The organism is Burkholderia sp. BCC0397 (assembly GCF_902832865.1).
In the GTDB taxonomy this organism is placed as follows: Bacteria; Pseudomonadota; Gammaproteobacteria; order Burkholderiales; family Burkholderiaceae; genus Burkholderia.
Genome location: NZ_CADFDL010000003.1, coordinates 460,791 through 474,084 on the forward strand (window position 1 = coordinate 460,791; position 13,294 = coordinate 474,084).

At 66.1% G+C, this 13,294-nt stretch carries 11 protein-coding genes; 5 read left to right on the forward strand and 6 right to left on the reverse strand.

Annotated elements, in window-relative coordinates; translation table 11 throughout:
* Positions 1-5 precede the first annotated feature (5 nt).
* Entirely contained in the window at positions 6-1,001 is a 996-nt protein-coding gene (waaC, locus tag HWX03_RS12290; RefSeq protein WP_027783735.1) for a lipopolysaccharide heptosyltransferase I, read from the reverse strand.
* Positions 1,002-1,173: 172 nt separating this feature from the next.
* Positions 1,174-2,568, reverse strand: coding sequence for a phosphomannomutase/phosphoglucomutase (locus HWX03_RS12295; RefSeq protein WP_175871400.1), 1,395 nt, complete (start codon positions 2,566-2,568; stop codon positions 1,174-1,176).
* Positions 2,569-2,814: 246 nt separating this feature from the next.
* On the opposite strand from HWX03_RS12295, the gene HWX03_RS12300 reads away from it, so the two are divergent.
* From HWX03_RS12300 to HWX03_RS12320, 5 genes are read left to right on the forward strand one after another with little or no spacing between them, the layout of a single operon-like run.
* Positions 2,815-4,071, forward strand: a complete 1,257-nt coding sequence (locus tag HWX03_RS12300) for an oligosaccharide flippase family protein (RefSeq protein WP_175871401.1) — start codon at positions 2,815-2,817, stop codon at positions 4,069-4,071.
* Positions 4,068-4,892: a glycosyltransferase gene (locus tag HWX03_RS12305; RefSeq protein WP_175871402.1), complete on the forward strand. Its 825-nt coding sequence runs from the start codon at positions 4,068-4,070 to the stop codon at positions 4,890-4,892. The genes HWX03_RS12300 and HWX03_RS12305 overlap by 4 nt, the downstream gene beginning before the upstream one ends.
* Positions 4,893-4,943: 51 nt before the next feature.
* On the forward strand, positions 4,944-6,080 hold the full coding sequence (locus HWX03_RS12310; RefSeq protein ID WP_175871403.1) for a glycosyltransferase family 4 protein: 1,137 nt from the start codon (positions 4,944-4,946) through the stop codon (positions 6,078-6,080).
* Positions 6,081-6,095: 15 nt separating this feature from the next.
* Positions 6,096-7,118 carry a UDP-glucose 4-epimerase GalE gene (gene galE, locus HWX03_RS12315; protein WP_175871404.1) on the forward strand — a complete coding sequence of 341 codons (1,023 nt, stop codon included), beginning with the start codon at positions 6,096-6,098 and terminating at the stop codon, positions 7,116-7,118.
* Between the two features lie 27 nt (positions 7,119-7,145).
* The gene (locus tag HWX03_RS12320; RefSeq protein ID WP_175871405.1) at positions 7,146-8,252 is read left to right on the forward strand and encodes a glycosyltransferase; all 1,107 of its coding nucleotides are present in this window, start codon (positions 7,146-7,148) and stop codon (positions 8,250-8,252) included.
* Positions 8,253-8,343: 91 nt separating this feature from the next.
* Here the strand turns inward: HWX03_RS12320 and HWX03_RS12325 are convergent, their stop codons facing one another.
* Genes HWX03_RS12325 through HWX03_RS12340 form a run of 4 tightly spaced genes read right to left on the reverse strand, consistent with a single transcriptional unit; the run spans position 8,344 to position 13,053 of the window.
* Positions 8,344-10,227: a nucleoside-diphosphate sugar epimerase/dehydratase gene (locus HWX03_RS12325; RefSeq protein WP_175871406.1), complete on the reverse strand. Its 1,884-nt coding sequence runs from the start codon at positions 10,225-10,227 to the stop codon at positions 8,344-8,346.
* 12 nt (positions 10,228-10,239) lie between these two features.
* A complete protein-coding gene (locus HWX03_RS12330; RefSeq protein ID WP_175871407.1) occupies positions 10,240-11,256 on the reverse strand; it encodes a glycosyltransferase family 4 protein in 1,017 nt (338 codons plus the stop codon).
* 7 nt (positions 11,257-11,263) lie between these two features.
* Positions 11,264-12,229, reverse strand: coding sequence for an SDR family oxidoreductase (locus tag HWX03_RS12335; RefSeq protein WP_175871408.1), 966 nt, complete (start codon positions 12,227-12,229; stop codon positions 11,264-11,266).
* On the reverse strand, positions 12,226-13,053 hold the full coding sequence (locus tag HWX03_RS12340) for a glycosyltransferase family 2 protein (RefSeq protein WP_175871409.1): 828 nt from the start codon (positions 13,051-13,053) through the stop codon (positions 12,226-12,228). The genes HWX03_RS12335 and HWX03_RS12340 overlap by 4 nt, the downstream gene beginning before the upstream one ends.
* Positions 13,054-13,294: the final 241 nt, after the last annotated feature.

Here is a 13,294-nt window from a genome sequence, read left to right on the forward strand (position 1 = left end):
CAGCATTACAGGAGACCGAAGCCCGCGAGCGCCGACTTCACCTGCGCGATCGACGGGGGCTGCCCCGCCGTGCCGAGATTGACGACGTTCGGCGACCAGTAGCCGCCGGTCCGCCAGGCCGTCGCGAAATTGTACAGTTCGATCGTCGGACGCTTCAGCGCGGCCGCGATATGAACCAGACCTGTATCAACCCCGACCGTCGCGGCCGCGCCGTCGATCAGCCCGACCACGGCCGGCAGCGACAGCTTCGGCGGCACGATCGCGGCCGCGCCGAATTCCTTCGCGAGCCGCTCGCTGGTCGCGCGTTCCGCGTCGTTGCCCCACGGCAGCACGAGCGACGCGCCGCGCCGCACGAGCGCCTGGCCGAGCTCGATCCATGCGGCGTCCGGCCACTGCTTGTCGGCGCGCGACGTCGCGTGGACGAACACGACGTACGGCACCGGCAGGTTCAGGCCGAGCGCGGCCACCGCGAGCGCCGCCGCCCGCGTGTCGAGGCCGAATTCGACCGGATCGGCCGGGGTCGGCGCCGGGTCGTCCAGCGCGGCCGCGACGAGCTGCCGCGAGCGCTCGACGACGTGCGTGCGCGGCGCGATCGGCACGCGCTTGCGGTAGAAGAAGCGCACCGGCCATTCGTAGCCGGCGCCGTCGGTACGGTTGCCGAGCCCGACGAGCGGGCCGCGCGCCCAGCTCGCGACCCACGCCGTCTTGATGAGGCCCTGGCAGTCGATCACGAGGTCGTACTGCTCGGCCGCGAGGCGCCGGCGGAACGCGCGGATCTCGCGCCACGTCGCCCCCGAGAACGGCTTCTTGCGCCAGCGGCGCAGCGAGAACGGCAGCACGTTGCGCACGCCGTCGACGAGCCGCACGAGGTCGACGAAGCTTTCCTCGACGAGCCAGTCGATCTGCGCATCGGGGTGGCGGCGCCGGATATCGGCGATCACCGGCATGTTGTGCACGACGTCGCCCAGCGACGACACGCGCACGATCAGGATCTTTTGCACGCTGAAAAAACGCCGGCTGGCAGCCGGCGACAGACATAAAGGGGGGATTTTATCCCGGCCGGCGGGCCGGACAGACAAAAAGCGGCCGCGCGCCTGGGGCGCGCGCCGCTTTTCGGGACCAGCACGGCCGCTGAACGGGCCGTCGTACGGGCGGCCCGGCGGCCGCCGGCGCTCAGAACGGCAGCTTGACGTCCGGCTTCGCAGCCGTCAGCACGCGGCGGAAGTCTTCCTGAATGCGCTCGAGCCCTTCCTGCGTCTCGGCTTCGAAGCGCATCACGACGACCGGCGTCGTGTTCGACGAACGCGCGAGGCCGAAGCCGTCCGGGTACTCGACACGCAGGCCGTCGATCGTCACGACTTCGTCGGCGCCGTCGAACTTCGCCTCTTTCTGCAGCTTGTCGATCAGGCGGAAATTCTCGCCTTCGTCAAGCCAGAGCTGCAGTTCCGGCGTGCTCATCGCGTCCGGCAGGCTGTTGAGCAGTGCGCTCGGATCGGCCGTCTTCGCGAGGATCTCGAGCAGGCGCGCGCCGGTGTACAGGCCGTCGTCGAAGCCATACCAGCGATCCTTGAAGAACACGTGGCCGCTCATTTCGCCGGCGAGCGGCGCACCCGTCTCGCGCAGCTTCGCCTTCACGAGCGAGTGGCCCGTCTTCCACATCAGCGGCTCGCCGCCCTTCGACTTCACCCACTGCGCGAGGTGGCGCGTGCACTTCACGTCGTAGATGATCTGGGCGCCCGGGTTGCGCGACAGCACTTCTTCCGCGAACAGCATCAGCTGGCGGTCCGGATAGATGATCTGGCCGTCCTTCGTGACGACGCCCAGGCGGTCGCCGTCGCCGTCGAACGCGAAGCCGAGCTCCGCATCGGTGTCCTTCAGCGCCTGGATCACGTCCTGCAGGTTTTCCGGGTGGGCGGGATCGGGATGGTGGTTCGGGAACGTGCCGTCGATGTCGGTGAAGCGCTCGACGAGTTCGCAGCCGAGCGCCTTGAACAGGCGCGTCGCGAGCGGGCCCGCGACGCCGTTGCCGCCGTCGATCACGAGCTTCAGCGGCCGTGCCAGCTTCACGTCGCCGACGATGCGCGCGATGTATTGATCCGCGACGTCGATTTCTTCATACGTACCGCTGCCCGTCTCGAACCGCTCGTCGACGATGCGGCGGTACAGCGCCTGGATCTGCTCGCCGTAGATCGCGGCGCCGCGCAGCACCATCTTGAAGCCGTTGTAGTCGGGCGGGTTGTGGCTGCCCGTGACGACGATGCACGAATCGACGCGGCGCTCGCCGCCCTTCAGCGCCAGCGGCACGTTCGCCGCGAAATAACCGACCGGCGTCGGCACCATGCCGACGTCGACGACGTCGACCCCGGCCGCACGCAGGCCGTCGGCCAGCGCGCCGACGAGTTCCGGCCCGGACAGGCGGCCGTCGCGCGCGACGACGACCGCATCGCCGCCCTGCGCACGCACTTCGCTGCCGAATGCCCGGCCGATTCCGCGCGCGGTGTCGACGTCGAGGGTCTTGCCGACCACGCCACGAATGTCATATGCCTTGAAGATGGATTGGGAGATCATCGATTCTCTTCTCTCTCAGTTGCGTGCATGGAAAATTGTCTGGCTTGCGCGGCCGCCGCTCACGGGTGCCGCGCATGATACATGCCTGCCGGCGGGCCACGGCGCGCAACGGCTGGCGCGGCCGCGATCCCACTTATAATCGCGGGTTTTGATGACGCGCATATCGCCCATTTTAATGCCTAGCCGTCCCGCCGCCGCCCACCCGCCGCTTCCGGCCGCCCTCCGCGCGCGCCGCCGCTGCCGCGCATGCTGAAGCGCTTCGGCAACCCGGACGTCGCGAAGGCCGTCGCGAACCTCGTCTGGCTGGGGCTCGAACGGCTCACGCAGATCGGCGTCGCGATCGCGATCAGCGGCCTGCTGGCCCGTTATTTCGGGCCAGATGTGTTCGGCAAATGGCAGTATGCGAATACGCTTCTCCTGGTACTGGCGCCGCTCACCTGGGTGTGCGGCGCGGAAATCCTCGTCCCGACCATCGTCCAGCGCCCGCCCGCCCAGCTCGGCGCGGTGCTCGGCAGCGCGTTCGTGCTGCGCATCGCCGTGTCGGTCGCCGCGCTCGTCGCGACCTGGATCGCGATCGCCGCGGGCGCCTTCGACCCGCTGGTCGGCGCGATGCTCGCGGGCCTGGCGGTCACGATGGTGTTCCGCGAGCCGTTCGTCGGCGTGATCAACGCGTGGCTGCAGAGCATGACCTACAGCAAGCCGCAGCTCGTCACCAGCATGGTCACCGCGCTCGCCAAGGCGCTGCTCGTGTGGCTGCTGGTCCGCGCGGCCGCCGGCCCCGCCCGCTTCGCGTGGCTGTGGGCGCTGGAAGCCGCCGCGATCGGCGTCGCCCTGCTGCTGTACTACCGCCATCGTAACGGCGGTGCGCTCGGCTGGACGTTCGACACGCCGCTGTTCCGGCACTTTGCGACGGCCGGCACCGTGTTCTGGCTCGGCCTCATCTGCATGTACCTGTTCCTGAAGCTCGATCGCCTGATGCTCGAGCGTCATGTGTCGTTCGCCGATCTCGGCCGCTATTCGGCCGCGCAGCAGCTCAACGAGAACTGGATCACGCTCGCGCTGATGCTCGCGCAGACGATCGCGCCCGCCTTCGTCTACCGCGTGCAGGACGTCGCGCGGCTGCGCCGCAACATCGTCCGGCTGATCGCAATGACGGCCTGCCTGATGACGGCCGGCGCGCTCGTGCTCGACGCCGCCGCCCCGCTGATCGTCGGCAAGGTGTTCGGCCGCGGCTACGAGGCGTCGGTCGACATCTTCCGCTGGGCCGTCTGGCTGTCCGTGCCGGCCGGCATCGAGGCGATAGGCAATCTTATCGTTCTCAAATATCAAGCAAAATTCGTGTTGCTGACGAAATGGCTGCTCGCGCTGGCGATCGCCGCGCTCGTCAACCTGTTCGCGATCCCGCGGCTCGGCCTGTACGGCGCGCTCGTCGGGCTGGCGGCCGGCTACCTGGCTGCGGCCGCCGTCAACTTTTATTACATCCGTTTCAAGCTGCAAACATGACGTCCCCTGATTGCCCGCCCCCGCTCGACGACGTGGCCGTGCTGATGCCAGCCTACAACGGGCACGACGACGTCGTCCGGACCCTCGCGTCGTTTCGCGAGGACGCGCCCGTGCACGTGCTGATCGTCGACGACGGCAGCACGCCGCCGATCGTCGCGCCCGACCTGCCGGGCCTGTCGATCGACGTGCTGCGCATGCCGCAGAACGGCGGTATCGAACGCGCGCTGGCGGCCGGCATCGACGCGCTTGCGGCGCGCGGGTTCCGCTATGCAGCCCGCATCGACGCGGGCGATCTCGCCGCGCCGCAGCGCCTCGCGAAGCAGCGCGCCTATCTCGGCGCCCACCCGCGCGTGGCCTGCGTCGGCATGTGGACGCAGGTCGTGTCGCGCGCCGGCGAGCCGCGCTTCATGCTGACGCCGCCCGCCGATCCGCGCACGCTGCGCCGCACCCGCTTCCTGCGCTCGCCGCTCGTGCATCCGTCGGTCATGTTGCGCATCGACGCCGTGCGCGAAGTGGGCAACTATCGTGCGAAGTACCGCGCGGCCGAGGATCTCGATCTTTTTTTACGGTTAATGCAACGCTACGATTGCGCGAACCTGCCGGAACTCGGCCTGTATTACGAGCTTAACGAGGGCGGGATCAGCGCGACCAAACGCCGGCGCCAGCTGGTGTCGACGCTTACGCTGCTGCTGCGCCACTTCAACGCGCTGAACCCGTACGACTGGGCCGGCCTCGCCAAGAACCTGCTGCATTTCGTGACGCCGTACCGTACGCTGCAGCGCATCAAGCAGACGCTGTTCGCCGCGCGGCCGTCCGCCTGACGCGTATCCGGCCAGTTCGGCAATTTCGACGCTTTATTTTTTCTTTTTTTCATGTCCGCCACCTCCCCGCTGCGCATCGCGCTCGTCTGCAACACGGCCTGGGCGATCCATACGTATCGCCACGGGCTGATCCGTGCGCTCGTCGCGCGCGGCGCCGAGGTCATCGTGATCGCGCCGCACGACCGCACGGTGCCGTTGCTCGAGCAAATGGGCTGCCGCTACGTGGCGCTCGCGGTCGCGTCGAAAGGCACGAGCCCGCGCGAGGATCTCGGCACGCTCGCCGCGCTGGTGCGCCACTACCGCGCGCTGCGGCCCGATCTCGTGTTCCATTACACGATCAAGCCGAACATCTACGGCTCGGTGGCCGCGTGGCTCGCGCGCGTGCCGTCGATCGCGGTGACGACGGGCCTCGGCTACGTGTTCATCCAGAAGAGCCGCGCGGCGAACGTCGCGAAGCGCCTGTACCAGTTCGCGTTCCGCTTCCCGCGTGAAGTGTGGTTCCTGAACCGCGACGATCTCGCGACCTTCACCGACGAGCGGTTGCTCGCGCATCCCGACCGCGCGCGGCTGCTGCACGGCGAAGGCGTCAATCTCGAACAGTTCTCGCCCGTGCCGCTGCCGGCCGGCGCAGCGCCCGTCTTCATCCTGATCGGCCGGCTGCTGTGGGACAAGGGCGTGCGCGAATACGTGGAGGCCGCGCGTCGCGTGCGCGAGCGCTTCCCGAATGCGCGCTTCCAGCTGCTCGGGCCGCTCGGCGTCGACAATCCGAGCGCGATCGGTCGCGCGGATGTCGACGCGTGGGTCGACGAAGGCATCGTCGAGTATCTCGGCGAAGCGCACGACGTGCGCCCGCACATCGCGGCGGCTGATTGCGTCGTGCTGCCGTCGTACCGCGAAGGCGTGCCGCGCACGCTGATGGAAGCATCGGCGATGGGCCGGCCGATCGTCGCGACCGATGTGCCGGGCTGCCGCGACGTCGTCGCCGACGGCGAAACGGGGTTCCTGTGCCGCGTGCGGGACAGCGCGAGCCTCGTGGAGCAATTGGTTCGCATGATCGAGTTGCAGCCGGAAGGACGCGCAGTGATGGGGACGCGCGGTCGACTGAAGGTGGCGGCCGAATTCGATGAGCAAACGGTCGTCGATTGCTACAGACGTACCATTCATACGTTGACAGGCATCACTTTTTGAAGGAGCACATGAGCAATGAGCGCTAAAGGCACCATACTCGTCACCGGCGGTGCGGGTTACATCGGTTCGCACACGACCGTCGAGCTGCTCGACAATGGCTACGACGTCGTAATCGTCGACAACCTCGTCAACAGCAAGGTCGAATCCGTTCGCCGGATCGAACGCATCACGGGCAAAACACCGGCATTTCATCAGGTCGACGTGTGCGACGAAGCCGCGCTCGCGAAGGTGTTCGACGCGCACCCGATCACTGCCACGATCCATTTCGCGGCGCTCAAGGCGGTCGGCGAATCGGTAGAGAAGCCGCTCGAGTACTACCAGAACAATCTCGGCGGCTTGCTGACCGTGCTGAAGGTAATGCGCGAGCGCAACGTCAAGCAGTTCGTGTTCAGCTCGTCCGCGACCGTGTACGGCGTGCCGGAGCGCTCGCCGATCGACGAATCGTTCCCGCTGTCCGCGACCAACCCGTACGGCCAATCGAAGCTGATCGCCGAGCAGATCCTGCGCGATCTCGAGGTATCGGACCCGTCGTGGCGGATCGCGACGCTGCGCTACTTCAACCCGGTCGGCGCGCACGCGAGCGGGCTGATCGGCGAGGATCCGGCCGGCATTCCGAACAACCTGATGCCGTACGTCGCGCAGGTCGCGGTCGGCAAGCTGGAAAAGCTGCGTGTGTTCGGCTCCGACTACCCGACGCCGGACGGCACCGGCGTGCGCGACTACATCCACGTCGTCGATCTCGCGAAGGGGCACATCGCCGCGCTGGACGCACTCGCAAAGCGCGACGCGAGCTTCGTCGTGAACCTCGGCACCGGCCAGGGCTACAGCGTGCTGGAAGTCGTGCGTGCGTTCGAGAAGGCGTCGGGCCGCCCGGTGCCGTACGAACTCGTCGCGCGCCGCCCGGGCGACATCGCCGAGTGCTATGCGAACCCGCAGGCCGCGGCCGACATCATCGGCTGGCGCGCGACGCTCGGCATCGAGGAAATGTGTGTCGACCACTGGCGATGGCAGGAGGGGAACCCGCGCGGTTTTGTATAATCCGCTGTCCATTTTTCGAGCGATCCCATGCTCAGCTTCGCGTCCGGCTTCATCGTCTCCTTGCTCGTCACGCTGTTCATCGTGCGCTACGCGCACCTTCACGAGAAATTCTCGATCGACAGCGACCTGGCCGGCGTGCAGAAATTCCACGTGCGGCCCGTGCCGCGTGTCGGGGGCATCGGGATCCTCGCCGGGGTCGTAATTGCCGCACTGATCCTGTCGCGGCGCTATCCGACGATCGCCGGGAGCATACTGGGGATCGCCGCATGCGGGTTGCCGGCATTCCTGTCCGGCCTCGTCGAGGACCTGACCAAGCGCGTGTCGCCGCGCGCGCGGCTGCTCTGCACGATGGGCGCGGCCGCGCTGGCGTTCTGGCTGATGGGCATCGCGGTCAAGCGCATCAGCGTGCCGCCGCTCGATTTCCTGCTCGGCTACGTGGCCATCTCGGCGTTCATCACGGTGCTCGCGGTTGCGGCGCTGGCGAACGCGATCAACATCATCGACGGCTTCAACGGGCTCGCATCGATGGTCAGCTTCATGATGTTCGCGTCGCTCGCGTATGTCGCGTTCCACGTCAACGACCCGGTCGTGATGTCCGCGTCGATCATCATGATGGGCGCCGTGCTCGGCTTCTTCCTGTGGAATTTCCCGGCCGGGCTGATTTTCCTCGGCGACGGCGGCGCGTATTTCATCGGCTTCATGCTCGCGGAGCTCGCGATCCTGCTCGTGATGCGCAACCGCGAGGTGTCCGCGTGGTACCCGGTGCTGCTGTTCATGTATCCGATCTTCGAGACCTGCTTCTCGATTTATCGGAAGAAATTCATCCGCGGGATGTCGCCGGGAATTCCGGACGGCGTGCATCTGCATATGCTCGTGTACAAGCGGCTGATGAGATGGGCCGTCGGCACGAAACACGCGCACGATCTGACGCGCCGCAATTCGCTGACGTCGCCGTATCTGTGGCTGCTGTGCCTCGTCGCAGTGATACCGGCGACGCTGTTCTGGCGGCATACCGTGCATCTGTTCGTTTTTGTCGTGCTGTTCGCGCTGACGTATGTCTGGCTTTATCTCAGCATCGTGCGGTTCAAAGCGCCGCGGTGGATGGTGGTGCGCAAGCACCGGCGCAGCCACTGAGCGTCACGCCGGCTGCCGGATAAAGAAATAGCGCCCCGCGGGGCGCTATTTTCATGCGTCGTCGAGCCGTTCGGGTCTCGACCGGGCCGCGTCACCCGTTCGACGCAACGCGCACCGGCGGTACGCTCTGCAAGGTCGGGGCAACGGCCGTCTGGTATTCCGGCACCCAGCGCCGCAGGTCGCGCCGCACTTCGTCGTCGGACAGCACACGATGCTGCATCAGCCACGGCAACAGTTCGTCGAGCAAATTGTCCGGCACTTCGCGCGCCCGCGCGATCCGCAATTTCGGGTGCGGCGTGCGCGTCGTCGCCTCGTCGTCCGCCAGCAGTTCCTCGTAGAGCTTCTCGCCCGGCCGCAGCCCGGTGAACTCGATGCGGATCTGCTCTTCCGAGAAACCGTACAGACGGATCAGGTCGCACGCGAGATCGACGATCTTCACCGGCTCGCCCATGTCGAGAATGAAGATCTCGCCGCCCTGCCCCATGCTCGACGCCTGCAGCACGAGCTGCGACGCCTCCGGAATCGTCATGAAGAAACGCGTGATTTCCGGGTGCGTGACCGTCACCGGGCCGCCTTTCGCGATCTGCTGCTGGAACTTCGGAATCACGCTGCCCGCACTGCCGAGCACGTTGCCGAAGCGCACCGTCTCGAACTGCGTGCGCCCGCTCGTCTGCTGCAACGCCTGGCACGCCATTTCGGCGAGGCGCTTGCTCGCGCCCATTACGTTGGTCGGATTGACGGCCTTGTCGGTCGAGATCAGCACGAAGTGACGCACGTCGTGGCGAATCGCCGCGCGGGCCACGCGATAAGTGCCGAGCACGTTGTTGCGCAGCGCCTGCCACGCGTTGTGCTCCTCCATCAGCGGCACGTGCTTGTAGGCGGCCGCATGGAACACGATGTGCGGCGCATGACGCGACATCACCTGGTCGAGCAGCAGCGAATCCTTCGCATCGCCGATGATCGGCACCACGGGCAGATCGGGGAAGCGCTCGCGCAGTTCCTCGGTCAGCCGGTACATCGCGTATTCGGACAGGTCGAACGCGACCAGTTGCGCCGGTACGAAGCGCAGGATCTGCCGGCACAGCTCGGAGCCGATCGAGCCCCCCGCGCCGGTCACCATCACGACGCGACCGCGCAGCAGCGCCTCGACGTGCGGCGTGTCGATCGTCACGGCATCGCGGCCGAGCAGATCCTCGAGATCGATGCTCCGTACCTGCGACAGGAAGCCCTGCCCCGGCATCAGCGCGGTCAGCGAAGGCAGCACCATCGCCTTGACACCGGCCCGCACGCACAGCGTCGCGACGCGACGTTGTGTTTCGACCGACGCCGACGGAATCGCGATGATCGCGTATTCGACCTTCATCGCATCGGTCCAGTGCTTCAGGTCGTTGAACGAGCCGAGCACCTTGTAGCCGTAGATTTCGCGGCCCTGCTTCGTGACGTCGTCGTCGAGCAGGCCGACGAGGCGCCACTCTCCGGAACGCGACAGTTCGCGCGCGAGGCTCGCGCCGGCCGTGCCGGCGCCGAGCACCAGCACCGGCTTGCCTTTGCCGACGAGCCCGCCGTACAGGTAGTACTCCTTCGTCGCGCGATACAGCGCGCGCGCGCCGCCCATCGCCAGGAACAGCATCAACGGCGACACGAGCAGCACCGAGCGCGGAATGATCGGCTGCGGCTGGAACATCACGGCGCCGATCATCACGATCACGCCGCCGCCGACCACCGCCTTCGCGATGCGCATCAGATCGGGCAGGCTCGCGAACACCCACAGCCCGCGATACAGGCCGAACCCGCGGAACATCAGTGCGTAGACGGGCAGCACCCACGTCAACGCCATCAGCGCGCCGCTCAGGAAATCATGCGGAACGCTGCCGTTGAATCGGACGAGATAAGCGAACAACCATGCGGCGGTAACCGCCGTCAGGTCGAACAGGAAAGCACTCAGGGACAGCCAAGATGCTCTGGATCGCAACATCGGCGGGAAACCTCAAGAATTGTTTTTGGCGGCCGGCTGAAATCTGCGCCAACGCATGTCGATCAACCATCCGAACCATGCCAGGACGCCGTACCACGCGAGGAACGACAGCCATTGCTGCAGTTCGGGGCGGCCCTTTGCCCACACGGCCAGAATTATGCCTGCGAGCATGATGAGGTACCAATAAAGGGCCGTTCGGCCGTGACTGACGCCCGACCGGACCATCCTTTGATAATAATGCTCGCGGTGCGCCTGCCAGAACTTTTCTCCGCGTAACAGACGTCTCAAAAGTGTTACAGATGCATCGGCAATAAAGGGCGCGAACACCATCGCGGGAAACCAGATCGGCCAGACATCGGTACGCCAGCCCCAGTAGCCCAGCGCGCCGGCCAGGAAGCCCAGCGGAATCGAGCCGGCGTCGCCGAGGAACAGTCTCGCCGGATGGAAATTGAGCAGAAGAAAGCCGAGCGCCGCGCCGGCAACCGCAGCGCCCGCCACGACGAGATCAGCGGAAGCATGCATACCACCAAGCGCCGCGAGCGCGTACCCGCCGAAGCCGAACAGCGCCATGCCACCCGCAAGACCGTCGGCGCCGTCCATGAAGTTGTACAGGTTCGTCAGCCAGACCATTGCGAAGCCGACGCCCGCGAGCAGCCACCAGGGCGCATCGGCCGGGAACACGACGATCAGCGCGACGACTGCCGCGAGGTGTGCCGAGAACCGCACACGGGCCGGCAGCCCGCGCCGGTCGTCAATCTGCGACATCGCAGCCAGCCCCGCAGCAGCGATCGCGATCAGCCACAGTCGCGGCGCCAGCGTGAGCAGTGCAACGACACAGACCGGCACGATGCCCCATCCGCCGACGCGCGGAGTCGGCAGCGTATGGAGCGAACGATCGTTCGGAACGTCGGTGGCAAGACGCCAGGCCAACCCCGTGGCGAGCAGTACGCGGAGAATCGTCGTCGAGGCGAATGCGGCGGCCAGAGCCACCGCGGCCGTGGTGAGCCAGGTGGGATTCGCGAGAAGCATGTGGCTTTTATTTTGGTGTATCGCGCGAACGATACCATGCGGCGGTCGCTTCGAGGCCCTGGCGGGTCGTATAGGGCGGATGCCAGTCGAGCACGCGCCTGATCCGACCGGTATCGAGTTGCAGGCTGCCCGTCAGGCGGCCGATAGCCGCGCTGCGACCGGTCAGCTTTCCGAGCATACGCAACAGCGCCGGCGGCACCGCGATCAGCCGCGCTGGCCTGCCGAGCGCGTCGCCGACGAGGCGCAGCAGGCCTGCGACCGTCGGCGCGTCGTTGTCGGCGACATGAAAGCATTCGCCGGCGGCGCGCGGGTCGATTGCGCAACGCAGCAGCGCATCGGCGAGATTGTCGACGTAGACGATGCTGCGGCGCGCTGAAACTGCACCGAGCGGCAACGGCATCCCGCGCGCGACCGCGTCCATCATCCGCAGGAAGTTCGCGCGGACGGCGGGACCGTAGACGAGCGGCGGACGAACGACGACGACGTCGAGCCCGGCAGACGCGCCGAATTGCGCGAGTTGCCGTTCCGCACGCAGCTTCGAACGGCCGTATGCGTCCTGCGGATCGGGTTCGAACGCTTCCGACAGCGGCATCCCGCCGTCGCCCTCCCCGACCGCCTTGATGCTACTCGCGAACACGATGCGGCGCACGCCGTGATGGCGCGCGGCCTCGGCGAGACGCAGTGTGCCGGCTACGTTGGTGGCATCGAACGCGGCATCGGGATCGGGCGACTCGTCCCGCATCACGTGCACGCGCGCGGCGAGATGGATCACGCAATCGGCGGCCACATCGGTTGGCCACGCTTCATCCAGGGCATTGAAATCGGCGGTGTCGTGTACCCATTCGCGCACGCCGTCAATGCAGCCGCCCGGACGCCGCACCAGGGCGGTAACCGTGTGCCCGGCCTCGAGCGCGCAGCGGCAGACTGCCCGACCGACGAAGCCGTTCGCGCCGGTGACGACGAGGTGACTCACCAGAGCCTCCAGCCGAAGCGGTTGTAGAACTTGAAGGCCGATGCCGCGAACATGCGGATGTGCGCGAAGCCCTTGCGGGACGCCCCACCACCGTGATGGACCACGCGCACCGAGGGGACATACGCGACACGGGCGACCTCGTGCGTGCGCAGGCTCAGGTCGTAGTCCTCGAAGTAGAGGAAATAGCGCGGATCGAAGCCACCGAGTTTCTTCAGGACTTCGGTGCGGAACAGCATGAAGCAGCCGCTGACGATGGGGGGATCCTCAACGATATCGTGATCGTTGATCACGTCACGCATCTCGTAGCGCGCGAGACGCTTCCCGAACCGCACCCTCCAGTTCGCCGGAAAAAATCCTCTGACCAGCAGATCGAATATTGCCGGAGGACGCCTGCACAGATACTGGATGCCACCTTTCTCATCGGAAATATTCGGCGTCAAAAGTCCGACGTCTGGACGACTGCACATGAAGCTCAACGCTTGCACGAGGGAGTTCTCGTCGAGATCGATATCCGGATTCAGAATCAGGTGATGCTCGCTGCTTGCCGTCGCAATCGACAGGTTATGTCCGCGGCCGTAACCGACGTTCCCGTGACCACTCAACGACGCACACTCGAATCCGGCCACATTCAATCTGGCCACGTCCTCCCAGATATCGGGCGTGCCGCCGTTGTCCACCACGCAGATTACGGCATGAAAGTTCGGATCGCGTAGACGCATCGCGCCCACTGCGTCGCGCAAGCTATGGAGTGTCTTGAAAAAGCGCTCGACGTCCGGCCGATAGACGACGATCGATACGGTTAGCAGGGCTCTCGAAGTACTCATCTCAAATCAAACATTATCGAAGTGAACATGATGCGCATGTGTTCGCATCGTAAGGCATTCGAAACATTACGACAGGCCATTCACCTTGTCACTGTCGATGCGGGCATGTGATCTGGCCGGCATCGTGGGCACGACATGCGACATTGGCAAGAACGTTTTGGCATCCACGATGTCGTAGAGGTTCGCTCATACTCGATTGGCGTGGATCGCGCGGCCCCGTGCCACTCATTCGGTGATGCGG